General features: G+C 60.1%; 22 protein-coding genes. 3 read left to right on the forward strand and 19 right to left on the reverse strand.

Features of this window, described 5'->3' with window-relative positions; translation table 11 throughout:
• Positions 1–17: 17 nt before the first annotated feature.
• The 12 genes from ACQRC0_RS00410 to pyrR all read right to left on the reverse strand — a co-directional run bounded on the left by ACQRC0_RS00410 (position 18) and on the right by pyrR (position 11,217).
• Positions 18–2,321, reverse strand: coding sequence for a DNA internalization-related competence protein ComEC/Rec2 (locus ACQRC0_RS00410; protein WP_427726844.1), 2,304 nt, complete (start codon positions 2,319–2,321; stop codon positions 18–20).
• Positions 2,318–3,028, reverse strand: coding sequence for a helix-hairpin-helix domain-containing protein (locus ACQRC0_RS00415; RefSeq protein WP_427726846.1), 711 nt, complete (start codon positions 3,026–3,028; stop codon positions 2,318–2,320). The genes ACQRC0_RS00410 and ACQRC0_RS00415 overlap by 4 nt, the downstream gene beginning before the upstream one ends.
• Before the next feature lie 214 nt (positions 3,029–3,242).
• Positions 3,243–4,487, reverse strand: a complete 1,245-nt coding sequence (thiI, locus tag ACQRC0_RS00420; protein ID WP_427726849.1) for a tRNA uracil 4-sulfurtransferase ThiI — start codon at positions 4,485–4,487, stop codon at positions 3,243–3,245.
• The gene (locus tag ACQRC0_RS00425; RefSeq protein ID WP_370450597.1) at positions 4,488–4,769 is read right to left on the reverse strand and encodes a DNA-directed RNA polymerase subunit omega; all 282 of its coding nucleotides are present in this window, start codon (positions 4,767–4,769) and stop codon (positions 4,488–4,490) included. It abuts the gene before it with no gap.
• Between the two features lie 5 nt (positions 4,770–4,774).
• The gene (gene gmk, locus ACQRC0_RS00430) at positions 4,775–5,344 is read right to left on the reverse strand and encodes a guanylate kinase (RefSeq protein ID WP_370450596.1); all 570 of its coding nucleotides are present in this window, start codon (positions 5,342–5,344) and stop codon (positions 4,775–4,777) included.
• The gene (gene mihF / locus ACQRC0_RS00435; RefSeq protein WP_427726852.1) at positions 5,345–5,653 is read right to left on the reverse strand and encodes an integration host factor, actinobacterial type; all 309 of its coding nucleotides are present in this window, start codon (positions 5,651–5,653) and stop codon (positions 5,345–5,347) included.
• A gap of 240 nt (positions 5,654–5,893) precedes the next feature.
• A complete protein-coding gene (gene pyrF, locus ACQRC0_RS00440) occupies positions 5,894–6,610 on the reverse strand; it encodes an orotidine-5'-phosphate decarboxylase (RefSeq protein ID WP_427726855.1) in 717 nt (238 codons plus the stop codon).
• Positions 6,604–7,512, reverse strand: coding sequence for a dihydroorotate dehydrogenase (locus ACQRC0_RS00445; RefSeq protein ID WP_427717595.1), 909 nt, complete (start codon positions 7,510–7,512; stop codon positions 6,604–6,606). The genes pyrF and ACQRC0_RS00445 overlap by 7 nt, the downstream gene beginning before the upstream one ends.
• A gap of 14 nt (positions 7,513–7,526) precedes the next feature.
• On the reverse strand, positions 7,527–8,294 hold the full coding sequence (locus ACQRC0_RS00450; protein ID WP_427726986.1) for a dihydroorotate dehydrogenase electron transfer subunit: 768 nt from the start codon (positions 8,292–8,294) through the stop codon (positions 7,527–7,529).
• A 116-nt stretch (positions 8,295–8,410) separates the two neighbouring features.
• On the reverse strand, positions 8,411–9,700 hold the full coding sequence (locus tag ACQRC0_RS00455; RefSeq protein ID WP_427726857.1) for a dihydroorotase: 1,290 nt from the start codon (positions 9,698–9,700) through the stop codon (positions 8,411–8,413).
• Complete coding sequence (locus ACQRC0_RS00460) at positions 9,684–10,628, reverse strand: aspartate carbamoyltransferase catalytic subunit (protein WP_035138537.1); 945 nt, start codon at positions 10,626–10,628, stop codon at positions 9,684–9,686. Before ACQRC0_RS00460 ends, ACQRC0_RS00455 begins: the two co-directional genes overlap by 17 nt.
• Before the next feature lie 4 nt (positions 10,629–10,632).
• On the reverse strand, positions 10,633–11,217 hold the full coding sequence (gene pyrR / locus ACQRC0_RS00465) for a bifunctional pyr operon transcriptional regulator/uracil phosphoribosyltransferase PyrR (RefSeq protein ID WP_138374176.1): 585 nt from the start codon (positions 11,215–11,217) through the stop codon (positions 10,633–10,635).
• A 450-nt stretch (positions 11,218–11,667) separates the two neighbouring features.
• Here pyrR and rpmB point away from each other — a divergent pair, with 450 nt between their 5' ends.
• Positions 11,668–11,856: a 50S ribosomal protein L28 gene (gene rpmB / locus ACQRC0_RS00470; protein ID WP_022094725.1), complete on the forward strand. Its 189-nt coding sequence runs from the start codon at positions 11,668–11,670 to the stop codon at positions 11,854–11,856.
• Positions 11,857–12,051: 195 nt separating this feature from the next.
• Here the strand turns inward: rpmB and ACQRC0_RS00475 are convergent, their stop codons facing one another.
• Positions 12,052–12,828: a transposase gene (locus ACQRC0_RS00475; RefSeq protein ID WP_427726860.1), complete on the reverse strand. Its 777-nt coding sequence runs from the start codon at positions 12,826–12,828 to the stop codon at positions 12,052–12,054.
• Between the two features lie 330 nt (positions 12,829–13,158).
• Here ACQRC0_RS00475 and adhE point away from each other — a divergent pair, with 330 nt between their 5' ends.
• Together adhE and ACQRC0_RS00485 are read left to right on the forward strand one after the other, a co-directional pair.
• Entirely contained in the window at positions 13,159–15,807 is a 2,649-nt protein-coding gene (gene adhE / locus ACQRC0_RS00480) for a bifunctional acetaldehyde-CoA/alcohol dehydrogenase (RefSeq protein ID WP_154516260.1), read from the forward strand.
• 87 nt (positions 15,808–15,894) lie between these two features.
• Positions 15,895–16,659, forward strand: a complete 765-nt coding sequence (locus tag ACQRC0_RS00485; RefSeq protein WP_154516259.1) for an aminoglycoside phosphotransferase family protein — start codon at positions 15,895–15,897, stop codon at positions 16,657–16,659.
• Positions 16,660–16,846: 187 nt separating this feature from the next.
• On the opposite strand, the gene ACQRC0_RS00490 is transcribed toward ACQRC0_RS00485, so the two are convergent.
• From ACQRC0_RS00490 to ACQRC0_RS00515, 6 genes are read right to left on the reverse strand one after another with little or no spacing between them, the layout of a single operon-like run.
• Entirely contained in the window at positions 16,847–18,556 is a 1,710-nt protein-coding gene (locus tag ACQRC0_RS00490; RefSeq protein WP_154516538.1) for a proline--tRNA ligase, read from the reverse strand.
• A 12-nt stretch (positions 18,557–18,568) separates the two neighbouring features.
• Positions 18,569–19,651 (reverse strand): flavodoxin-dependent (E)-4-hydroxy-3-methylbut-2-enyl-diphosphate synthase, encoded by a 1,083-nt coding sequence (gene ispG, locus ACQRC0_RS00495; protein ID WP_427726863.1) that lies wholly within the window; start codon positions 19,649–19,651, stop codon positions 18,569–18,571.
• A gap of 13 nt (positions 19,652–19,664) precedes the next feature.
• Positions 19,665–21,026 (reverse strand): M50 family metallopeptidase, encoded by a 1,362-nt coding sequence (locus tag ACQRC0_RS00500; protein WP_427726866.1) that lies wholly within the window; start codon positions 21,024–21,026, stop codon positions 19,665–19,667.
• 25 nt (positions 21,027–21,051) lie between these two features.
• Positions 21,052–22,239, reverse strand: a complete 1,188-nt coding sequence (dxr, locus tag ACQRC0_RS00505) for a 1-deoxy-D-xylulose-5-phosphate reductoisomerase (protein ID WP_427726869.1) — start codon at positions 22,237–22,239, stop codon at positions 21,052–21,054.
• The gene (locus tag ACQRC0_RS00510; protein WP_427726872.1) at positions 22,239–23,138 is read right to left on the reverse strand and encodes a phosphatidate cytidylyltransferase; all 900 of its coding nucleotides are present in this window, start codon (positions 23,136–23,138) and stop codon (positions 22,239–22,241) included. Before ACQRC0_RS00510 ends, dxr begins: the two co-directional genes overlap by 1 nt.
• Before the next feature lie 2 nt (positions 23,139–23,140).
• Positions 23,141–23,935 carry an isoprenyl transferase gene (locus ACQRC0_RS00515; RefSeq protein ID WP_427726874.1) on the reverse strand — a complete coding sequence of 265 codons (795 nt, stop codon included), beginning with the start codon at positions 23,933–23,935 and terminating at the stop codon, positions 23,141–23,143.

Consider the following 23,935-nt stretch of genomic DNA (forward strand, 5'->3'; position numbering starts at 1 on the left):
CCGCGCCAACGGCAGCATCACGGTCGCTGACATCGCATGGCAAAACCGGCCGCAGTCGGCGAGACGGTAATGTCGCCTCTCTCGATAGTGCATGCGAACGCGCCGCCCGCATCGCTAACGGCATCGATGCAGGCATCGGATGGATGGCCGTAGCGGTTGCCCTCGCCCGCGCTCGCAATAGAGAGCTCGGGCTTAAGGGTTTCCAGCAGGTCTGTATCGACAGAATCTTTTGAGCCGTGATGGCCCAGCTTGAGCACATCGATATCACCCACCTCCTGTACAAACTCGCGCTCCTGGTCGAGCTCGGCATCACCAGTGAGGAGCATACGCAGGCTTTTGCCTTCCTGAGCATAGGAGAGCAGCAAGACAAGCGAGTCCTCATTGCCCTCACCGTCAACCGTATCAAACGGCCACATCACACGAGCCCGAAATGCGCCGATATCGACTGTGTCTCCGCGAGCCACCTGCCGATACGTGACGCCTGGGCGATTCAGAACCTCAGCAGGCGCGCTGCCCAGCGCATCCGCCGCAACCGCAATGGTTCCCACCGAAAACCGATCGAGTACGTCGGGAAGACCGCCCCAATGGTCTTCATCCCAATGCGTCACGAAGACGGCGTCGATATCGTGGACGTTATTGCGAACCAACGCCGACACCACGCGCGCGTCGAGCCCACAGTCGACGAGCGCCACGGCGCCACCCTGACGAACCAGAATCGCATCGGCCTGGCCAACATCAAGGACTGTCACCGAAGGCGGCGCACATCGATCCCAATAGACATACGGAACGCCCGCCGCAAGCATCAAACACAGCAGCCCCACTGCCATGGGCCGCGCGCTGGGGCGTGGCCACAAGACCAAGAGGACCACCAGCGAAAAAGGCACCACGTATACCAAGGGCGTATCGGGCGGCACGCTTACGGATGCGCCCGGAACGGCAGCAAAGAGCTGCTCAAAGAACAGGGCACAGCGAGCGATAGCCATGGGCACCACAAGCGCCCCGTGGCGCAAGAGCGGCACAAGCGAGCAAGGCACCAGCACAACCGAAGATGCGAGAAGAACGCTTATCACCGGACCGATCACGGCATTTGCAAGCGGGGCAATGAGCGAAAACATCCCAAATGCGGGAATGGTTACGGGAAGTGTCGCGATCTGTGAGCACAGCGTGACGGACAAAATACTGGCAACCCCCGATGGCACGCCCAGCTCGCCCAAGGCGTAGGTAGCGTAGGGGCAAAAACAAAGGATGGCAAAAACACTGGCGCACGATAGCTGAAAACCCATCTCGAACAATACTGTCGGCCGCAGCAACATAAAGATTGTCATGGTTAAAAATAGAGCCGAAAGGCCATGCCGACGACGTCCGGCGCCGTTGACGACAAGCGTCATCGCCACCATACAGCACGCGCGCACGGCCGAGGGCGAAGCGCCCGTAAAGACGGCATAGGCAGCGAGGGCCAGCACCAACAGCCCTCTCTGCAGCCCACGAGAGAGGCGAGTCTTTTGCAAGGCGCTCTCAATCACAAACCCAACGATGGCAAGATGGCTGCCCGAGACGGCGATAAGATGTGCGGTGCCCGTTACCGAAAACAAATCGCCCGCCGGCTGAGCACGCAGCTCGGAGGAGCGTCCGCAGACAACGCCGGCAATGAGCGAGCGCGCCGGATCGGTCTCGGGCGCGATAGTGGCAAGGAGCTCGTTTCGCAGCCAAGGCAACGGCCCCGGAAAGCCCTCGTCAACCGATACCAGCCGGATGACCTTAACTTTTCGAAGCTCGCCCCGAAGCACGCGTGAGCGCCCATACGCATCATTCTCAAACCGCGACATTCGACCGATAGCATGCACATGCGAACCGGCACCGAGCTCACGATCACACGACAGCCGTATCTCGCCCAAGCGCTTTCCACCCGCATATGAATCACAGGTATAGGAGTACGTCCCGTCTTTGATGGATGGGTCACCCTGTACAACAAACTCGAGACTGCTCGCAGCTCGATTATCCAGTGCCGTCGAAGCACGCAGCGCCCCTATCGCCCAACCCGCGGACACGACCGCTCCCGCCAGGAGGCCGAGGGCCGCGGCATACAGCCATCGCCTCCACCGCACAAGACGCATGCAAAACCGAGCCGATACGATGCACGCGGCAGCCGCAACGGGAATGGCCATAAGCAATGTGACGGGCGCTGCCCGCTCTCCCAGCAGCAAATCGGCTGCCACGTTAAGTACCAGGCCGCAGCTCGCACACAAGCCAGAACAAAGGGCCATCGTCCACGGCATCAGGGGCCGCGGCGGCATCACATGCTCGCACTCGGACACACTCATACGCAGATGCAATCTTTAATTTTGGCGAGCTTTTTCTCACCGATCCCCGATACGCGCATGAGGTCATCGACCGAGGCAAAGGCCCCGTTTTGAGTCCGCTCATCGATAATCGACTGGGCCGTAGAAGGCCCGATGCCCGAAAGCGTCTGCAGTTCCGCCGCACTTGCCGTATTGATATTCACAAGCCCCGACGAAGACCCCGCACCAGCAGTCATGGCAGCACCGCTATCGACCCCGCCGACCGCCGCAGCCGCTTGTTGCTCCCCCACCATCGGAACATAGATCTTTTGACCGTCTGTGATCTTGGACGCACGATTAAGCCCTGTCACATCCGCCTCAGCCGTAAGCCCTCCGGCGGCATCGATCGCTTGGGACACCCGCGCTCCGTCTTTGAGCCGGTACACGCCAGGCCTTGCAACGGCGCCATCGACATCGACGTACACCTCAGCAGCAGAAGAACTCTTGGCAGACGACTCATCGGCATCACCAGGTAACCCATCCCCGGCTCCGCGCACATCCGAGGCGCCCGCCTCATCACTACGCTCAAACGACACGCCGCTGGAGCGGCCACCAAAACTTGCCATCGCCAAGCCGCTCGCGGCGGCAACGACAATCAGAATCGCCACGACCATCGCCTTATGGCCCAGCAGCTTTTCTGCCCAGCGGTCCATCCGTTTAACCCGTTCGTGTTGCTCGCGTTGCGCCATAGCAAACACCTCCCAACACCATCGTGTCAGGAAACGAGCGCCGTAGCCTCCGCACGCCCACACCGGTTATCGAAGTCAAACCAAAAGCTGACCAAAACCTTGCAGGATAGTGTCCATTTATTCAGATACACGTCGACAAATGAACCGTTTATCGCCTAATGCCCAGGTAGATTAAGACCGACGATGCAAATGCACCGCCGGTCTATACACAACATTATTCGTGATCTTGGTAAATCTCACGTGGAGCAAGCTGAGGATGTTTACGTTTTAAGGTCTTAGGGGCCTTGTACGTGTTGCTCTCGAAGTCGATGTACTCGGTCTGTTTGAGCAAGCGCTCAATCATCTCCTCGTGATCGAACAGCTCCCACGCCTCATGCACGGCATCGAGTTTTGCGTGCGTCTCGGGGCGGCGCGGCATAAAGAGCGTGCAGCAATCGGGAGCAGCCTCGGTCGAGATATCGAAGGTACCGATTTCCTCGGCACGCGCGATAATCTCCTGCTTGTCCGAACCGATCAGCGGGCGGAACACGGGGATCTTGACGGCCTCGTTGACGGCCATAATGTTCTCGAGCGTCTGGGAGGCAACCTGACCGAGCGATTCACCGGTCACGATAGCCTTGGCGCCCTCGATATGCGCAATGCGCTCGGCAACCGAATACATAATGCGGCGATACATGATCACGCGCAGGTTGCTGGGGCAGGCCACGGAAATCTCACGCTGGCAATCGCCAAACGGCACCACGTACAGGCGGCCGATCTGGACGCCCGGCGCAAGCGCACGGATAATGTCCTGCACCAAATACTCGCTCGTATCGGGTGTCTGCGGACGACCGGAGAAATGTACCGGCACGCACACCGCGCCGCGACGCGCGAGCATCCAGGTCGCCACCGGAGAATCGATGCCCGACGACAGAAGCGTCACAACCTTGCCGGCGGAACCCACCGGCAGACCGCCCACGCCGCGCTCGGAGCGCGCATACACGTAAACGCTACCCTGGACCACCAGCACGTGCACCATCGCGTCGGGGTCGTGCATCTGGACCTTTTTATCGGGGAAGGCCTCGCACAGCACCTCGCCAACCTGACGATTGATATCAATCGAGGTGAGCTCGTAGTCGGTGTTAGAGCGTTTGGCATGCACCTTAAACGAATCAAAAGGACCAAACTCGCGCAGCGCCTTCACGGCGGCGGCGCAGTACTCCTGCGGGTCGCGGTTGGTGTGATATGCCAGGGACACGCGGGCAACGCCGGGGACGGTGCGAATGACACGCGCCGCCTCGTCGGCCTGATGCTCGTTAAAGGTCACGAGGATATAACCGGAAATTCGAGACACGGCATTCACGGAAAAGGCGGCCAAGGCCGCCTTGATGTTATCCATGAGGATATGCTCAAAATGTGCGCGGTTCTTGCCCTTCAGTCCAACCTCGTGATAGTGGACCAGGCAGACGCGAGCTGCCATTTAGGCTTCAGCAACCTTGTGGCCGAGCGCCTTCTTGTAACGAGCCTCGTCGTAGGAGATATCGCCGTCGACAATCTCGTCCATAGCCATCGAGATGGTATCGGCGCCGGAGAGGCCAATGGTAATGTCATCGACATCCTGAACGGCAAGCACGCGGTTGTGCTGGCCACGCAGCATGCTGTTAATGTCGCAGGCGCGCTTGGAGGCAAGCGAGGCGAGCAGGAAGCGGTTGTGATCGGTCTTCTCCAGAAGATCGTCAATACAAGGCTTTACAACGGACACGGACCTCAGATCCTTTCATGCATATCGAGAACGCGAACGAGCTCATCGGTCGCGCGGTCGAGATCGTCATTCACCACGACGTCGTCGTAGCGGTCGGCAAGGGCAAGTTCATCGGCGGCGTTTGCCATACGCAGCTCAATCGTCTCGGGCGTCTCGGTACCGCGACCGACCAGGCGATCGCGTAACACCTCAAGCGAAGGAGGCTTGATAAAGATCAACACGGCCTCGGGGAAACGCTCCTTGACCTGCAGGGCACCCTGGACATCAATCTCCAAGATCAGAGACGAGCCAGAGGCGAGCTTGGATGCGACCTCGCTCACCAACGTACCGTAGCAGTTACCGTGGACCTCGGCCCACTCAACAAACTCACCGTTTGCCACGCGGCGGTCGAACTCCTCGCGCGTCAGGAAAAAGTAGTTGACGCCGTCGACCTCACCTTTACGTGGCGCTCGCGTGGTAGCCGAAACCGTCAGGCCCAGGTTCGAGCGGCGCTCGCGCACACGAGTGACGAGCGTGCCCTTGCCTGCACCTGACGGTCCAGAAATCACAAAGAGCTTTGAATCCTGAGCGCTCACTTATTTGGTCAGCTGCTCGAGGAGCTGCTCGCGCTGACGGGCGCCGAGGCCCTGGACGCGACGGGTAGCGGAGATGCCGAGCTCCTCCATGATCTTGGCGGCCTTGGCCTTGCCATAACCGGGCAGAGACTCGATGAGGGTGGAAACCTTCATGCGGGAAGCGATGGGGTCATCGGAGTTGAGCACGGACTCGAGAGACTTCTCGCCCTTCTTGATCTGCTCGCGAAGCTCAGCGCGAGCGTGACGTGCGGCGGCAGCCTTCTCAAGAGCCTGCTTACGCTGCTCGTCGGTAAGCTGAGGGAGTGCCATTCGAACCTCCAAATAGTTGGGTTATATCTGATGCAATAATTGGCATTTTAGCACGTCAAACGCACTAAATGCCCAATCGACGGCTCCATAGGTTAGACGATACCTGCGAAAAGTGCAATATACGGAGGTCAAAGTTGAGCCCCTGACCTGTGATTCCACACAAAGGATGGGAAAGTTTTCGCAGGCACAAGGGCTCATTTGTGCTAATAAGACCCAAAAGTGGTGACTTGAGGGAATCTTTTACGCGACGTTCTCGACCAGCTCGGCGACGATGGCGTCAAAGGCCGCAACCGGATCGTCGGAGCCGGTAATAGGACGGCCCACCACGATGTGGCTCGCACCGCGCTCGATAGCCTGGGAAGGTGTCGCCACACGGGATTGATCGCCCAGGGCGGCACCCACCGGACGCACACCCGGAGTCACGATCAGCGCGTCGGGGCCGAGCAGCTCACGCATGTCGTGAGCCTCCATCGGCGAGCACACGATACCGTCGATGCCGTTGGCCTGAGCGAGCTTTGCCAGGCGAGCGGCCTCCTCGGCCACGGGCGACTCGACGCCGATCTCCGCCAGCGCGTCCTGATTCATGCTCGTAAGTACGGTAATGGCGACGAGCTTGGCGCGGTCCTCGCGCGCCTCCTCGGCACCCTCGCGGCAGGCAGCGAGCATGGCGCCCGAACCCAAGCCGTGGACCGAGAGCAGGTCGGCACCGGCAAGCGAGGCCGAGCGAGCGGCACCGCGCACCTGATGCGGAATGTCATGGAACTTGAGGTCGAGGAAGACCTTAAAGCCCAAATCCTTGAACGTCTTGACGATCTCGGGACCCTCGGCGTAATAGAGCGTCATGCCCACCTTGAGCCAGGCGGCATGGCCCGAAAGCTCACGGGCGAGCTCGAGTGCGCGCTCACGGTCGCAGTCGAGGGCGACGATAACACGGTCACGGGCATCGGTCTCTAGCATTCGAACGCACCTACCAGCTCGTTGATGTCCTTTACGCCCTGGGACTCCGCCCAGGCCTCGAGCTCGTGCGCGATCTTAAGCGAAGCACACGGGTCGACGAAGTTGGCCATGCCGACCGACACGCAGGTGGCGCCGGCCAGGATAAACTCGGCCGCATCCTCGCCGGTCATGACACCGCCGACACCGTTGATGGGGATATCGACGGCCTGGGCGACCTCCCAGACCATGCGCACGGCGATGTGGTGGCACAGCGGGCCCGAAAGGCCGCCCTTGGGCTTGGCCACACGGGACTTGCGGGTGTGCACGTCAATGGCCATGCCCTGGATGGAGTTGATGACCGAAAGGCCGTCGGCGCCGGCAGCCTCGAGGGCGCGGGCGATCTCGGCGACGTTGACCGGAGCCATCTTAACGAACAGCGGCTTATCGGTCACCTTGCGGCAGGCAGCCATAACGGAAGAGGCGCCCTCGGGCGTGGAGCCCATGGCGGCACCGCCGGCGGCAATGTTGGGGCAGCTCACGTTGATCTCATAGCCGGCAGCCCAGGGGCACAGCTCGACATACATCTCGAGCGCGCGCACGAACTCATCAACGGAGTGACCGGCAACCTGGCAGATGACCTGGCAACCGTCCTTGGAGAGCTGCTCGAGCCACGGACCGGACTCGCGGGCGAAAGCGGCCACACCGGGGTTCTGCAGGCCCACGGAATTGATCATGCCGCCGGGGATCTCGGCCATGCGGGGTGCGGGATTGCCGGGCCAGGGCTCGGCAGCGCAACCCTTGGTGGTGATGGCACCCAGCTGGGAGACATCAAAGAAGTTCTGGAACTGCCAACCGTAGCCAAAGGTACCGGCTGCGGTGTTGATGGGGTTCTGCATCTTGACGCCGCCGAAATCGACGGACATGTTCACGGTACCCACTAGAAGACCACCACCTTGGAAGCATCGAACACGGGGCCGCACATGCAGGCGCCCTTCATACCGTCGACCGTCTCGACATTGCAGGTGTTGCAGGCGCCAAAGCCGCAGCTCATCATGCGCTCGAGCGACACCTCGCAGTACGCGCCGGCCTCGACGGCAGCGGCGGCGACTTTCTTCATCATAGGGGCGGGACCACAGCTGGCGACGTAGTCGTAACCGCCCTTGCCGAGCAGCTCAGCGGCAGGATCGGTGCATAAGCCATGCGTACCCAACGAGCCGTCGTCGGTGCACACGTTGACCGTGGCCCCCAGCGCGCGGAACTCATCGACGCCCACGACCTTGGACGCGGTGCCAAAACCCAGGCACACGTCAACGGCCACGCCCTGCTCGGCAAGCATGCCAGCGAGGCACAGCACAGGCGGAACACCGATGCCGCCCGCCACGAGCAGCGCCTTCCTGGTGCCCTCGGGTACCAGCCAGCCGCGGCCGCCAGGGCCCAACAGGTTGGACTTGGAGCCGGGGCCCATCTGCGACAGACGACGGGTGTCGTCGCCCACGACGGCGTACCACAGCTCGACGGTACCGGCCTCGGCGTCAGAGCGATAGAAGCTCAAGGGCACGCGAAGCAGCGAAGAGGCATCGCCGGGCACGGCGATGTTCACAAACTGACCGGGCTTGAGCGCACTTGCAAGCTTGGGGGCCGAAATAACGAGCGAGAAGATGCCGTCGGCGATCTCCTGGTTCGAGACGACCTCGAAGTCGTGCATGCGTGCAGTGGAAGGTGTGGGCATAGACGCTCCAATCCCCCATGCAGTTGCATGGACCAAACGAACAGAAAGCGCGGCACCGCAAGGGCACCGCGCACAAAAGCGATAAGGCTATGCTAGCAGATGCAGCCGTCGGCAAGCGTCTGTTTACCGCCGACAAACACATCGGTGGCACGACCGGTGAGCGTGCGACCGGCAAAACCGGAGTTCTCGGCGCGCGACTCGTAACCGTCCTCGCCGACCGTCCAGGTGACAGACGCGTCGAAGACGGTCAGGTCGGCAACAGAGCCCGCCCTGACCTGAACCTGGTCGAGGCCCAGGATCTCACGCGGCTTAATAGCCATGAGCTCAACCATGCGGCCCATACCCATCTTGCCCGTGTTGACCAGCTCGGTGAGCACGAGCGACAGCGAGGTCTCGAGGCCGATCATGCCAAAGGGCGCGAGCTCGAACTCACGGGCTTTCTCCCACGGCGTGTGGGGAGCGTGATCGGTGACGATGACGTCGACGGTGCCGTCGATGACACCCTGGCGGATGGCCTCGGCATCCTCATCGGTACGCAGCGGCGGGTTAACCTTGAGCGAGGTGTTGTAGGTCTCGTCCAGGTCGTTCTCGGTCAGGAACATGTGATGCGGGGTGGCCTCGCAGGTAACCTGAACGCCAGCGGCCTTGCCGGCACGCACGAGCTCCAGGCCATGGGCGGTGGAGATGTGCTGGATGTGCAGCTTGGCACCGGTCAGTTTTGCGATCTCGATGTCGCGGGCGATCTGGAGCTCCTCGCCGGCAGCCGGCCAGCCCTCGAGGGCCAGACGAGTCGAAACCTTGCCCTCGTTGATCTGGCCGTGGCCGACCAGGTCCTCGTCCTGGCAATGGCTCATGAAGACCTTGCCGAACATCTTGCCGTAGTCCATGCAGCGACGGAGCATGCCTGCACCCTGCACGCCGCGACCGTCGTCGGTGAAGGCGACGGCGCCGTGGGCGACCATATCGCCCATCTCGGACATAGCCTCACCCTTAAGACCGCGGGTCATGGCGCCGGAAGGATAGACGCGGCAGTGGCCGACCTCGGCAGCGCGGGACTTGACGAACTCAACAACGGTACCGTTATCGGTAACGGGGTCGGTGTTGGGCATGGCGCACACGCCAGTGAAGCCGCCCTTGGCAGCTGCGCGGGTGCCGCTCTCGATGTCCTCTTTGACCTCGTAGCCGGGCTCGCGCAGGTGGACGTGCATGTCCACCAGGCCAGGGACAAGGTACTTACCGGAAAGGTCGCGGACCTCGGCTCCCTCGGCGGCGAGGTTCTCGCCGACCTCGGCGATCTTGTCGCCGTCGATCAGGACGTCAACGACCCCGTCAAGCTCGACGGACGGATCGACGACGTGGGCATTCTTAAGAAGCAAGGCCATTATCGGCACCTCCAAGCAGCAGATACAGGATAGCCATACGCACGCAGATACCGGCGTAGACCTGCTCCAGGATGACGGAGCGTTGCGGGTGGTCGGCCATATAGGAGTCGAACTCGACGCCGCGGTTGATGGGGCCCGGGTGGCAAATGATCGCGTCGGGCTTCATGAGCTTCTCACGGTCCTTGGTCAGGCCGAAGAGCTTGTGGTACTCGCGAATGGTCGGGAACGGGGCACCCTCGAGGCGCTCCTGCTGTACGCGCAGCATGTAGACGACGTCCAGCTCGGGCAGGACGGAATCGAGGTCGCTCGTCACGTGGTCGCAGCCCAGAACCTCGGGCGCCGGCGGCAGCAGCGTGCCGGGGGCGACGGCGTAGGTCTCGCAGCCCATGATCTTCAACGCGGGGATCAGCGAGCCGCAAACGCGGGAGTGGGCGATGTCGCCGACGACGGCGACTTTCAGACCGTGGAAGTCACCCTTGTGCTCCCAGATGGTGTACAGGTCGAGCAGAGCCTGCGTGGGGTGATTGTGCTTACCGTCACCGGCGCAGATAACACTCGCGGGCGAATTCTGCGTGACGATGTAGGGAGCACCGGCATGTTTGTCGCGCACGACGATGCAGTCGATCTTGTAGGCGTTGAGCGTCTCGACGGTATCGACGAGGCTCTCGCCCTTGACCGTGGAGGTCGAGGAGCCGCCAAAGTTGAGGCTGTCGGCCGAAAGACGCTTCTCGGCGAGCTCGAAGGAGCTACGGGTACGCGTCGAGGGCTCGTTGAACATATTGACGATGGTCTTGCCCTTGAGCGTGGGGACCTTCTTGATGGCACGCTCGTTGACCTCGGAGAACGCCTTGGCGGTCTCGAGGATGAGCTTGATGTCCTCTTCGGAGTACTCGGTAATGTCGATCAGGTGCTTATGATTGAACGCCACGGTACTACTCACCTCCCAGCGGCGCGGAGCCCACGTGGGAACCCGGCGCGACGTCGTTGATCTCGACAGCGGTACGGCCGTCGACTTCCTTCATATATAGGTGCACGTTCTCCTCGTGCGACGAGGGAACGTTCTTGCCGACAAAGTCCGGCGAGATAGGGAGCTCGCGGTGACCGCGGTCAACGAGAACTGCCAGCTCGATGCGGCTCGGACGGCCCAGGTCCATAACGGCGTCCAGAGCGGCGCGGATGGTGCGGCCCGTGTACAGGATGTCGTCCACCAAAACGACGCGTTTGCCGTCGACGCTGAAGGGAATGTTGGTAGCGTGGATCGCGGGAGCGAAGTTAGTCGCATAGTCATCGCGATAGAAGCTGATGTCCAGGCTGCCGAGCGGAACGTCAACACCCTCGATCTCCTTGATCGCCTCGGCGAGCTTCTTTGCCAGAAGGTCGCCGCGCGTGACGATGCCGACCAGAGCGAGGTCTTCACAGCCCTCGTTGCGCTCGAGAATCTCGTGCGCGATGCGGGTCATCGCTCGGTTGACGGCGGTCTCGTCCATGATGACCGCCTTGGGGGAAGTCGTGCCCATCGATCTCCTTCCTCACATGTCTTGACTGCTGATACAGTCAAAAAAATAGATGCCCGACCGCTCAAAGCGGACCAGACACCCACAGGAAGGACTGCTCTATGGCAGCAATATAAATCCATGTGGGTATCTCGTACCCCTTTAATGGTCAAGGGATAGTGTAGCCAACCCCGAGCTTAATTGCGAGCATTAATACGGAGCAATCCGCAAACGGACTCAACGCTCCATAAACCTATATATATTTGCGGGACAAGCTTGAAAACGTCGATGCGAGCTGGCATAATCCCCTCTGCTACACGCAAATCGGATCTACGTCCAGGGCCGTAGCGTGGGCACTATCGCCATAAGAGAAATATCTCTGTGTAGATTACGCACAGGGAGCTGCTTCTGTGCTATAGTTCAGGCTTGTTTGTTAACGCGACATGTTCGTTTGTCGCCCAAGGAGGGTCAGTTATGTCCAAAGTTTGCGAAGTTTGCGGTAAGCACCCCGTTGCCGGTCGCTCCATCAGCCACTCTCACCGCGTCACCAACCGTAAGTTCCGCCCCAACATCCAGCGTGTCTACGTCGTCGTCGATGGTCACCGTCGCAAGATGAACGTTTGCTCCACCTGCCTTAAGTCTGGCAAGGTTGCGCGCTCCTAAATAAGGTCTTACCAACAAGTACCTCGGACTCTCCGGGTCAAAGACCTCGCGTTCATATAGAACTTACCAAAGGCGTCCTCTCTTGTGGAGGGCGCCTTTTTGCACTCATTGGGACAGACTTACATGGGTGTTTTTACTCATTGGGGACAGACATGATGCGTGTCTGCGGCGCCCCGACTAGCTCCGGCCCCCGCCTCACGCAGCTTCCTTCCAGCCCGCAGTGGCCTTGGTCACACTTGTAGCGCCGATACCGGTGATACGGGCAATTTGCTTGACCGTGAGATGTGCCTGCCTGAGCCTCAGCAGGCAGGCATCGCGTTCGGGGCGTGGCAGGGCCTTAAGCAGCGTAGGATCTATGCTCGGCAGGACTTCGCGCGCAACGGAAAGGGCCTCCTCATCGGGGATCCGACGGCGTGGAAGAACCTCCACCGACCAGATGCGGCCGGCAACTTCCTTGAGATGCTCGCAATAGCAACGGGAGCCTCCGACAATATCGAGCATAGGGGCCGCATCACAAATGTCAAAGGGATCGTAGCCCAGCTGATATGCCTTGAAGCTTGACCATCGGTACGCCTCGAGTGAGTCGATCGAACCTTTCACAGGATTGAGATGGATATAATCGAGCAACTGCACCGCCTGAGTGTCCGACTCAACCGCGACCCGCGAATAGCGATTGTCAAATAGATGACCCGTTCTTCCCGTTTTCCCATTGAAATACTTAGCATACGCCGTCAATGCGCACTGCATCGCCTTTGAAAGGTTGTCATAAGGGTCATCAACCATCAAATGGAAGTGGTTGTCCATAAGGCACCAAGCTAACACCGCCACTTTATGGCGTGCAAACCTGTCCGAGATATCCGACAAGAAACGATAGCGGTCGGAGTCATCTTCAAAAATAATCTGCTTGGAATTGCCGCGGTCATAAACATGGTAATAGCCGGTGATCGAAACGGCGCGGGCACATCGGGGCATAATCTCTCCTTTCAAAACTGTACAGGCAACACCTAAAAGGAGAGAAGCAACGCGAAATGCTGAGCCTGTGATCTATTTATATCCAATAAGCGGCAATAACAGGTCCAGAACAGCGAAATGGCAAAACGATGTCTGTCCCAAATGAGTGAAAGCACTCATATAAGTCTGTCCCCAATGAGCAGGCCGATGCCAGGCTGATATTTTTAATTAAAACGCTTCAGTAGATTGAAGCGTTTTAGTGTGCCTTTTACGGGAATCTTACCGTTCGCCGAATAATTTCTTGCTATCATGCAACACGTAGGGTAAATCTCCGATCGCAAGGAGACACAAATGGTGAAAAAGTCACCGGAAAACACTACTCCCGCAATTGTGGACAACGTAGAGGCGCTTGAGGCTAAGCTCGCTCAGATGCGAGAGGCCCAGGCGCTTTTTGCTACGTACACGCAGGAGCAGGTCGACAAGATCTTCTACGAGGCCGCCATGGCCGCCAACAAGGCTCGTATCCCGCTGGCGAAGATGGCCATCGAGGAGACCGGTCGCGGCGTTCTTGAGGACAAGGTCATCAAGAACCACTACGCCGCAGAGTACATCTACAACGCTTACAAGAACACCAAGACCTGTGGTGTCATTGAACGCGACGAGGCCTACGGCATCACCAAGATCGCTGAGCCCATCGGCATCGTGGGCGCCGTCATCCCGACGACCAACCCCACCTCCACCGCGATCTTCAAGACGCTGATCAGCCTGAAGACCCGCAACGCCATCATCATCTCCCCGCACCCGGCTGCCGCCAAGTGCACCATCGCCGCCGCCAAGCTCGTGCTTGACGCCGCCGTCAAGGCCGGCGCCCCCGAGGGCATCATCGGCTGGGTCGATGTCCCCTCCATCGAGCTGACCAACATGGTCATGCGCGATGTCGACATCATCCTCGCCACCGGTGGCCCGGGCATGGTCAAGGCCGCCTACTCCTCGGGCAAGCCCGCCCTGGGCGTTGGCGCCGGTAACACCCCGGTCGTCATCGACGACACCGCCGACGTGCTGCTCGCCGTCAACTCCATCATCCACTCCAAGACCTTCGACAACGGCATGATCTGCGCCTCCGAGCAGTCCGTGACCGTCATCGACACCATCTATGACCAGGTTAAGGCCGAGTTCCAGAAGCGCGGCTGCTACTTCGTCAAGCAGGGTGCCGAGATGGAGGCCCTGCGCGGCGCCATGTTCAAGAACGGCGCTCTCGATCACCGCATCCCCGGCATGGCTGCCGCCAAGATCGCCGAGCTCGCCGGTATCGAGGTTCCCGCCAAGACCAAGATCCTGATCGCCGAGGTCACCTCCACCGACCCCGCCAAGGAGGAGTTCTCCCACGAGAAGCTCTCCCCTGTCCTGGCCATGTATCACGCCAAGGACTTCCAGGAGGCCGTCGACAAGGCCGAGCACCTGGTACTCGCCGGTGGCCCGGGCCACACCGCCTCTCTGTACGTGCATCCCGCCCAGGCCGAGAAGATCAGCCTGTTCGAGCATGTCATGAAGGCCTGCCGCATCGTCATCAACACCCCGTCCTCGCACGGCGGCATCGGTGACCTGTACAACTTTGGCATGAAGCCGTCTCTGACCCTGGGCTGCGGCTCCTGGGGCGGCAACTCCGTCTCCGAGAACGTTGGGGTGAAGCACTTGATCAACGTTAAGACTGTGGCCGAGCGCCGTGAGAACATGCTGTGGTTCCGCGCTCCCGAGAAGGTCTACTTCAAGAAGGGTTCCACGCCCGTCGCTCTCGACGAGCTGGGCAGCGTCATGGGCAAGAAGCGCGCCTTTATCGTCACCGACCAGTTCCTCTTCAAGAATGGCAACACCCGCGCCATCGAGGCCAAGCTCGACGAGATGGGCATCGCCCACGACTGCTTCTACGACGTCGAGCCCGATCCGTCGCTGCAGTGCGCACGTCGCGGCGCCAAGCAGATGGCTCTCTTTGAGCCGGACGTCATCATCGCCGTCGGCGGTGGCTCCGCTATGGACGCCGGCAAGATCATGTGGATGATGTACGAGCACCCCGAGTGCAAGTTTGAGGACATGGCCATGGACTTCATGGACATCCGCAAGCGTATCTTCACCTTCCCCGAGATGGGCAAGAAGGCCTACTTCGTCGCCGTCCCGACCTCTTCGGGCACCGGTTCCGAGTGCACGCCGTTCGCCATCATCACCGACAAGGAGACCGGCATCAAGTGGCCGCTCGCCGACTACGCGCTGCTCCCCAACATGGCTATCGTTGACGCCGACAACTGCATGACCGCCCCGCGCGGCCTGACCGCCGCCTCCGGCATCGACGTCATGACCCACGCCATCGAGTCCTATGTCTCCATCATGGCCTCCGACTACACCAAGGGCCTCTCCGAGCGCGCTGCCAAGCTCGTCTTCGAGAACCTGCCCTCCAGCTTCGAAAACGGCGCCAAGGACCCGCATGCCCGCGAGGAGATGCACAACGCCTCCTGCATGGCCGGTATGGCCTTCGCCAACGCCTTCCTGGGCCTCAACCACTCCATGGCCCACAAGCTCGGTGCCTTCCATCACCTGCCCCACGGCATCGCCAACGCCATCATCCTGACTCGCGTCATGCGCTACAACGCCGCCGAGGCCCCCGTCAAGATGGGCACGTTCTCCCAGTATCCTTACCCCAACGCGCTGCACAACTACGCCGAGATGGCCAAGTACTGCGGTATCGAGGGCAAGGACGACAAGGAGGTCTTCGAGAACTTCATCACGAAGCTCGAGGAGCTCAAGGACTTCATCGGTGTCAAGAAGACCATCGCCGACTACGGTGTTGACGAGCAGTACTTCCTCGACACCCTCGACGAGATGACCGAGCAGGCATTCAACGACCAGTGCACCGGCGCTAACCCGCGCTACCCGCTCATGAGCGAGATCAAGGAGCTCTACCTGGACGCCTACTATGGCCGCGAGCCCCAGGACTACGCCGTCTGCTAGTTTTTAGCACGGTTATTTCGGCGGGGGTGAACGGGCGCACGCACGCCCCCGCCGCTGCTTCTATCGCATCGTTGAAAGGATGCAATCATGCTGCTCCCCGAATCCAAGACCGAGCTCGTCCGTCGCGGCAACAAAGTCGTTTACGACCTGGGCGACAAGATCGTCAAGGTCTTTAACGAGACCAAGCCCGTCTCCGACGTGTTCAACGAGGCTTTGAATCTTGCCCGCATCAATGAGTGCGGCATCCGCAGCCCCAAGGCTCTCGAGGTTTCTCAGCTCGAGAACGCCAACGGCTGGGCGCTCGTGACCGAGAAGGTTCCGGGCACCACCCTTGCCGAGAAGATGACTGCCGAGCCCCAGCGCTTTGGTGAGTACCTCGAGATGTTCGTCGACCTCCAGATCGAGATCCACGGCTACACCTCCCCGCTGCTCAACCGTCAGCGCGACAAGTTCGCCCGCATGATCGACAGCCTCGATCAGCTCAATGCCACCACGCGCTACAACCTTCAGGAGCGTCTGGACGGCATGACCAAGGAGTTCAAGGTCTGCCACGGTGACTTCAACCCCTCCAACGTCATCGTTGGCGACGACGGCCAGCTGTACGTCTGCGACTGGGCACACGCCACCCAGGGCTCCCCTGCTGCCGACGTTGCCACCACCTACCTGCTCTTTGCCCTCAACAGCAAGGATCAGGCCGAGGCCTACCTGGAGCTCTACTGCGATCGCGCCGACATGCCCATGCAGGTCGTGCGTCAGTGGACGAGCATCGTCGCCGCTTCCGAGCTCGCTCGTAAGCGCAACGTGAACGATGAGTTCCTGAAGAACTGGATCGACGTCGTCGATTATCAGTAATATCTGAGCGATTTATTTCGCATCGGAGGCACAAAGGAAAACCCCACAGCTCGCATGGGCTGCGGGGTTTTCCTTTTAGCAACAAATGTCCCTTAGACGCAAAAGCGGCCCTGCATCTCTACCTCGAGAGACGCAGGGCCGTTTAACAAGTGCACTAAAACAAGTGCACTAAACGCAGCGGACTCGATTAACGGCGTGCTGCTTTCACAAGCTCAGCCACCTTGGCGACAACCTCATCGATCGCCACATCCTCGCGCTCGCCCGTGGCACGATCCTTGAGCTCGACGGTGCCGTTCTTAAGGCCGCGCTTGCCGAGCACCACCTGATAAGGGAAGCCCATAAGGTCGTTGTCGGCAAACTTAAAGCCGGGACGCTCGTCACGGTCGTCAACGACAACCTCGATACCCTCGGCGCACAGACCCTCGACGATTTGATCGCAAACAGAAGCGCACTCCTCCTTCTTGGGGTCGAGCGGAATCACCGCAACCTCGTACGGGGCAACGGAGACCGGCCAAACGATACCGTGCTCGTCGTTGTGCTGCTCCACGACGGCAGCGAGCGAGCGGGACACGCCCACGCCGTAGCAACCCATGATAAGCGGCTTCTCCTTGCCGTCCTCGTCCATAAAGGTGGCACCCATGGCCTCGGAGTACTTGGTGCCCAGCTGGAAGACCTGGGAAACCTCGATACCGCGAGCAGCGGAGAGCGGCTTGCCGCAGTGCGGGCAAGGGTCGCCGGCAACGACGGTAACCAGGTCGGCCCACTCGTCGACGGTAAAGTCGCGCTCGGGGCAGGCACCGGTAAAGTGATAGTCGACTTCGTTGGCACCGCAGGCCCACTGCTTGGACTCGCGCAGGCTCTCGTCGCAGACCAGACGAATGCCCTCGGGCAGGTTAACCGGTCCGATAAAGCCCTTATGCAGACCGTAGGTCTGGAGCTCCTCGTCGGTCATCATGCGATAGCCCTTGCCAAAGACATGCTCGGCCTTGCAGTCGTTGAGCTCATGATCGCCCGGAACGATGGCCACAACCGGCTTGCCCTCGGCGTCAATGAGAGCCAGCGACTTGCGCGTACCGTTCTCGGGGAAGCCGAAGAACTTGGCGACGGCCTCGATGGTGCCCATACCCGGAGTCTCGACCTTGGTGAGCGTGCCGTCGCCGGGGCCCTCGGTCACAACGACCTTGGTGCTTGCCGCCTCGTCATCGGCAGCAAAGCCACAATCGTCGCAGTAGACCAGCGAAGCCTCGCCGGCATCTGCCAGCGCCATGAACTCGACGGAGGTGTCGCCACCGATCTCGCCGGAATCGGCGACGACGGGCAGGGCCTTAATGTAGCAGCGCTCGCAGATATTGGCGTAGGCCTGCTTCATCTTGTCATACTCCTCCTGCAGGCTCTCCTGCGTGGCAGAAAAGCTGTAGGCGTCTTTCATGATGAACTCGCGACCGCGCATCAGGCCAAAGCGGGGACGGAACTCGTCGCGGAACTTGTCCTGGATGTGATAGAGATTCACCGGCAGTTGCTTGTATGAACGCAGCTCGTTGCGCACCAGGGCAGTCACGGTCTCCTCGTGCGTGGGGCCGAGCACGAACTCGCGGCCGTGGCGGTCATCAAAGCGCACGAGCTCCTTGCCATAGGCATCGATACGGCCGGACTCACGCCACAGCTCGGCATCGACCATGATGGGCATCATGAGCTCCTGGGCCCCGGCGGCGTCCATCTCGTCGCGCACGATGTTCTCAATCTTGCGAATCGAGCGCCACGCGAGCGGCAGATAGGAATAGAGACCGGCGGCCTCCTTGCGGATCATACCGGCACGGAGCAGCAGGCGATGGCTCGCAAGCTCAGCGTCGGCCGGATCCTCTTTGAGCGTCGGAGCATACAGCTTAGACATATACATTGCTCGGGTCATTTATTTCTCCTCAATAAGCTTGTCGACCTCGGCCATAAGCGCGTCGACAATTTGGTCCTCCGCTACTTTACCAATGATCCGGCCGTGCGAAAAGAGCAGGCCCTGACCACGTCCGCAAGCAACGCCCAGGTCGGCATCAGAAGCCTCACCGGGGCCATTGACGGCACATCCCATGACGGCAATCGAAAGCGGCGCGGCATAGTTCTTAAGCCGCTCGGTTACTTCCTCGGCGATTGCGATCAGGTTAACCTGACAGCGGGCGCACGTGGGGCACGAGACAATCTCGGGGCCGCGGCGACGCAGGCCCAGCGACTGCAAAATTCCCCAGGCGACCGGCGGCTCCTCAACCGGATCGGCCGTGAGCGAAACGCGCATGGTGTCACCGATTCCCTCGGACAGCAGGATTCCAAGGCCCACCGAGCTCTTGATGGTGCCCTGCAGCTTGGTACCCGCCTCGGTTACGCCCAGGTGGAGCGGAACGTGGGGAATCTCACGCGACAGGGCACGATAGGTGTCGAGCGTCGTTTGCACGCTATGGGCCTTGGCCGAAAGCACAATGTTCGTAAAGCCGCGGTCTTCAAAATGCTTGACGAAACGTTCGCTCGACATCACGAGCTTTTCGGGCTGCGTGAGGTCGTCGCGCTCAGCGATATCCTGCTCAAGCGAACCAGCATTGACGCCGATACGAATCGCACAGCCCGCGGCACCCGCAGCATCGATCACCGCGTCAACCTTGGCCCAATCGCCGATATTTCCGGGATTGATGCGCAGCTTGGCAGCACCGGCCTCAACGGCACCAATGGCGAGCTTATGGTTAAAGTGGATATCGGCAACGATCGGCACCGGAGACTCGGCACAGATGGTGCGGAAACCCTCAAGTGCGGCCTCGGTGGGCACGCTCACGCGCACGATATCGCAGCCAGCCTGCGCCAACGCGCACACTTGCGCAAGCGTTGCCTGGGTATCAGCGGTATCGGTGCAGGTCATAGATTGGACCACCACCGGCGCGCCTCCACCGATCTGCACGCCGCCCACATGCACGGGGCGCGTCAACTCGCGAGGCAAAGGATGGGATAAAGACAACCCAAACACTCCCCTACAGAATAAATCGAAGGATGTCGGAACGAAGCATATAGACAAACAGCAGCGCAAAGAGCGCGATGCCCACATAGCTCACAATCGTCTGGACCTTGAGCGGAAGCTCGCGGCCCGCAATCTTTTGAATGATCTCGATGACCAACTTGCCGCCATCGAGTGGCGGGATGGGCAGCAGGTTCATAAAGCCAAGCGAGAACGAAATGAGGGCGGCAAACGAAAGGAACGTGGCAGGGCCGGCAGCAGCAGCTTGTGAGGACATAACGCTAATACCCACGATCGAAGAGGACTGATCGAGAATCTCCATCGTATGCTGAGGCTGGAGCAGGCGCATCACGCCCTGCGCTGTCTGCACGACATAGGAGAACGACAGGCGAGCCGACGTGATGGGGTCTAAACGGACCACCTGCGTAGAGACATACACACCTAGGCGTTCGTCCTCTTTGAGCGCAACCGTGGTCGAATGCTTCTTGCCGTCACGCTCGTACTCAATGGCGATATCGTCCTTACCGGCAGCCTTGCCAATGGCATCGTAAACGTCCATCCAGGTAGAGCACGATACTCCGTCGACCGAAAGAATCGCGTCGCCATCCTCGATTCCCGCCGCGGAGGCAATCGAGCCTTCATCAACCTGGCCGATCACATTGGTGTCCACCGGCACCGTGACACCCGCGATGGAATAGATGCTCATAAGGAGCAAAAAGCCCGTCAGGATATTGACGATAATGCCCGCAAGCAGCATAAAGGCACGCTTGACAAAGCCCTGACCCAAATAGGTGTGCGAGCGCTCGCGTGCAAGGAATTCGGCCTCGCCGCACGGCAGTTCCCATACATCGCCCTCGGCAGTCGCGTGCTCGCGATCGAACCGACGGCCGTCAAAGGTGGTATAACCCGCCGCATCACGCGGCAGGGTCTGGTACTTGGTGGGATAGTAACCAGGCGAAGGCTTTTCTCCTTCTTCATACCAAGGAGCTATGGAGCCCCAACCCAGCAGCAAAGCACAGGCCTCGAGCACATCCTCCTCGGACAGCTCAAGCTCGACGGCAAGATCGGCCACCGTCACACGGCCGTGGCGATAGATGGCGGCAAGCACGCGATCGGCATACGAGACATCGGTCGGATCCATGCCACAGATGGCAGCATACCCACCCAGCAACAGCGGGGTCACGCCAAACTTGGTGCCGATCCGACGAGACGTATGGTGAATATCAAAGCGACACGGCAGGCCCAAAAAGAACTCAGTCACCCGGACGCCGCAGGCACGCGCCGCCAAAAAGTGGCCGCCCTCGTGCAAAAACACGAGGACGGAAAGCATCAGCAGGCCCCAAAAGACCGATGAGAGAACGCTCAGAACAGTTTCCATAAAACGAAAAAGCAATCCTTATGGGTTAAAAACGGGTTGCGGCGAGCACTTGCGCGGCCTTTTCACGCGCCCACGCATCGATACCGCGAAGCTGTTCAAACGAATCGACCGTCTGCGCATCATGCGCATCCATACAGGATTCCACAATGCGATCGATATCGGTAAAACTGCAGCCATCATGCAGGAAGGCATCGACGGCGACCTCGTTGGCGGCATTGAGCACGCACGGCATGGTGCCGCCCGTCTTGCCCGCACGCTCGGCCAGCGCCAGGCAGCGGAACGTATCCATGTCGGCCGCAGCAAAGGTAAGCTGACCCAACTCGCGGAAATCGATGCGCGGAGCCGGAGTATCCCAGCGCTCGGGATACGAGAAGGCAAACTGGATGGGAATGCGCATGTCAGATGCCCCGAGATGCGCCATCACGGAGCCGTCGGCAAACTCGACCATCGAATGGATCTTTGACTGGCGCTGCACGACCACGTTGATAAAGTCGAGGCCGCAACCGAACAGGCGCATCGCCTCGATACGCTCCAGGCCCTTGTTCATGAGGGTAGCCGAGTCGATCGTGGTCTTGGCACCCATAGCCCAAGTGGGATGCGCCAAGGCGTCATTACGGGTCACACGGTCGAGCTCCTCGCGCGAACGGCCAAAGAACGGACCGCCCGAGCAGGTAAGCCAAATACAGTGGGCCTCGCGCGGATTCTCACCCAGATAGCACTGGTAAATTGCAGAATGCTCGGAATCGACCGGGATAAGCTGACCGGGCTGTGCCAACGGCATCAGCAGGTCACCGCCAACAACGAGCGACTCCTTATTGGCAAGGGCAAGGCGCTTATTCGAGATCAAGGCAGCATGGCTTGCCTCGAGACCAGCCGCGCCAACAATGGCAACGAGCACGCAATCGACATCATCACGGCACGCGAGATCACAGACCGCCTGCGCACCAACGCCGACGTTCGTGCCCTGAGGCAGCTCCTGCAGCACGGCATCAGACCCGTGAGCGGTATCTGCGATGGCAACAGCCGGAACCGAAAACTCACGGGCAAACGCAACGAGCTCAGTGGTACTGGAATTAACGGAAAGAGCCGTCACCTGCAGACGATCGGCATGCTGACGGCAAACATCGAGCGCCTGGGTACCGATAGAGCCCGTACAGCCCAGGATGGCAACACGGAGACGTCCATCGGAGCCATAGGTCGTCTGGAAGGACATTACAGCACGCCTCCGATCATCAGCATCAGCTGCGCGGTGATGCAGCCGAAGATAAGCGAATCGCTACGATCGAGCATGCCGCCGTGGCCCGGGATAAGGTTGCCGGAATCCTTGACGCCCACACCGCGCTTGATGCGCGACTCGATAAGGTCGCCGATAACGCCCAGGATGGACACAACCACGCCGCAAAGCAGCGCATAGGGCAAGCTCAGCTTATAGAAATGCGTCACCCACAAAATGAGCCAGATGAGAACCGAGCCCAAGATGCCACCAACAAAGCCCTCCCAGCTCTTTTTGGGAGAGATCTTGGGAACCATCTTGTGTTTGCCGATACGACTGCCCACGATGTAGGCAAACGAATCGGAGACCCAAAGGGACGCGCAAACACCCACTGAAAGCAGGGCGCCGGCAAAACCGGGCACGGCATCGCGCAGCAGCACAATAGCCGACAGCATAAAGCCTGTGTAGATGGGACCCATGAGCGTCACGGCCACATCAGAGATGCGGGTACGCGGCGACCAAACATACCAAATGCCCACCGCGAGCATCAGTGCAAAAAGCAGGGCGTTCAGCAAAAGCGAATCGCCAAGCGCCGATAACGGAAAGAGCACGGCGGCAATAATGCCCAGATGCTCGTTGGCGACCTTGCCATCGAGCCTCGTCATACGGAAAAACTCAAAGCAGCAAAGCCCGCTCATGACAGAGACAAAAATGGCGGTGGGCACGATACCCAAAACCAGGCACAGGATAAAGACGACGGCGTAGACGATACCGGCGGCGGCACGGGTAATAAAGCCCGCAAGCCACGAACCGGTGCCGTTCTTCGCTGCAGGCGCTCCCGCAGTGGCAGCTTTGCGCGCAGGCGTCTTGGGAGCAGATGCCTTGGGACGATCGGACACGATTAAGCCTCCTCGGTCTTGCTCAGTCCACCAAACCTACGGTCACGGCCCTGATAGGCCAAAATGGCGTCAACAAGGCCCCAACGATTAAAGTCAGGCCAATAGGTATCGGTGACATAGAACTCGGAATAAGCCACCTGCCACAGCAGATAGTTCGAAAGGCGAAGCTCACCAGAGGTGCGAATGACCAGCTCGGGATCGGGAAGACCGGCGGTGTACAGGTGCGAAGCAACCATATCATCGTCGATAGCAGCAGGGTCGATCTTGCCGGAGGCGGCATCGAGCGCAAGCTGACGGGCGGCACGGGTAATCTCGGCACGCGCGCCGTAGTTGACGGCGAGCGCCAGCGTCATACCGGTGTGATTGGCGCACTCGGCAAGACCGCATTCAAAAACGTCGCGGGTCTTCTTGGGCAGCGCGGAAATATCACCCAAAAAGACAACACGGACGTTTTCGCGCTTCAGAAGCGGCAGCTCATCGATAAACGTCTTGGCAAACAGATGCATCAAGACGTTAACCTCATGCTGCGGGCGGTTCCAGTTTTCGGTTGAAAACGCATAGGCGGAAAGCACGTCGACACCCAGACGCACGCAGGCAGTAATAATCTCACGAAGGGAGACGATACCCGCCTTGTGACCCTCGGTACGGGCAAGACCTCGCGCCGTAGCCCAGCGACCGTTACCGTCCATGATGCACGAGATATGGCGCGGAATGTTATTGAGGTCAAGGTCGGAAAAACCGACGCCCGCAGGGGCGTCGGCAAAGTACTCGACCAGTTTGTTCTCGTCGTATTGCAC

The sequence above is a fragment of the Collinsella sp. SGI.033 genome, from assembly GCF_050315135.1.
GTDB lineage: Bacteria > Actinomycetota > Coriobacteriia > Coriobacteriales > Coriobacteriaceae > Collinsella.

Excerpts from the sequence above, each read along its gene's own strand:
- ACQRC0_RS00410 (WP_427726844.1), bottom strand. The coding sequence starts at position 2,321 with ATGAGTGTGTCCGAGTGCGAGCATGTGATGCCGCCGCGGCCCCTGATG.
- ACQRC0_RS00415 (WP_427726846.1), bottom strand. The coding sequence starts at position 3,028 with ATGGCGCAACGCGAGCAACACGAACGGGTTAAACGGATGGACCGCTGG.
- thiI (WP_427726849.1), bottom strand. The coding sequence starts at position 4,487 with ATGGCAGCTCGCGTCTGCCTGGTCCACTATCACGAGGTTGGACTGAAG.
- mihF (WP_427726852.1), bottom strand. The coding sequence starts at position 5,653 with ATGGCACTCCCTCAGCTTACCGACGAGCAGCGTAAGCAGGCTCTTGAG.
- pyrF (WP_427726855.1), bottom strand. The coding sequence starts at position 6,610 with ATGCTAGAGACCGATGCCCGTGACCGTGTTATCGTCGCCCTCGACTGC.
- ACQRC0_RS00445 (WP_427717595.1), bottom strand. The coding sequence starts at position 7,512 with ATGTCCGTCGATTTCGGCGGCGTCAAGATGCAGAACCCCATCAACACC.
- ACQRC0_RS00450 (WP_427726986.1), bottom strand. The coding sequence starts at position 8,294 with ATGCACGACTTCGAGGTCGTCTCGAACCAGGAGATCGCCGACGGCATC.
- ACQRC0_RS00455 (WP_427726857.1), bottom strand. The coding sequence starts at position 9,700 with ATGGCCTTGCTTCTTAAGAATGCCCACGTCGTCGATCCGTCCGTCGAG.
- pyrR (WP_138374176.1), bottom strand. The coding sequence starts at position 11,217 with ATGGGCACGACTTCCCCCAAGGCGGTCATCATGGACGAGACCGCCGTC.
- rpmB (WP_022094725.1), top strand. The coding sequence starts at position 11,668 with ATGTCCAAAGTTTGCGAAGTTTGCGGTAAGCACCCCGTTGCCGGTCGC.
- ACQRC0_RS00475 (WP_427726860.1), bottom strand. The coding sequence starts at position 12,828 with ATGCCCCGATGTGCCCGCGCCGTTTCGATCACCGGCTATTACCATGTT.
- adhE (WP_154516260.1), top strand. The coding sequence starts at position 13,159 with ATGGTGAAAAAGTCACCGGAAAACACTACTCCCGCAATTGTGGACAAC.
- ACQRC0_RS00485 (WP_154516259.1), top strand. The coding sequence starts at position 15,895 with ATGCTGCTCCCCGAATCCAAGACCGAGCTCGTCCGTCGCGGCAACAAA.
- ACQRC0_RS00490 (WP_154516538.1), bottom strand. The coding sequence starts at position 18,556 with ATGTATATGTCTAAGCTGTATGCTCCGACGCTCAAAGAGGATCCGGCC.
- ACQRC0_RS00500 (WP_427726866.1), bottom strand. The coding sequence starts at position 21,026 with ATGGAAACTGTTCTGAGCGTTCTCTCATCGGTCTTTTGGGGCCTGCTG.
- dxr (WP_427726869.1), bottom strand. The coding sequence starts at position 22,239 with ATGTCCTTCCAGACGACCTATGGCTCCGATGGACGTCTCCGTGTTGCC.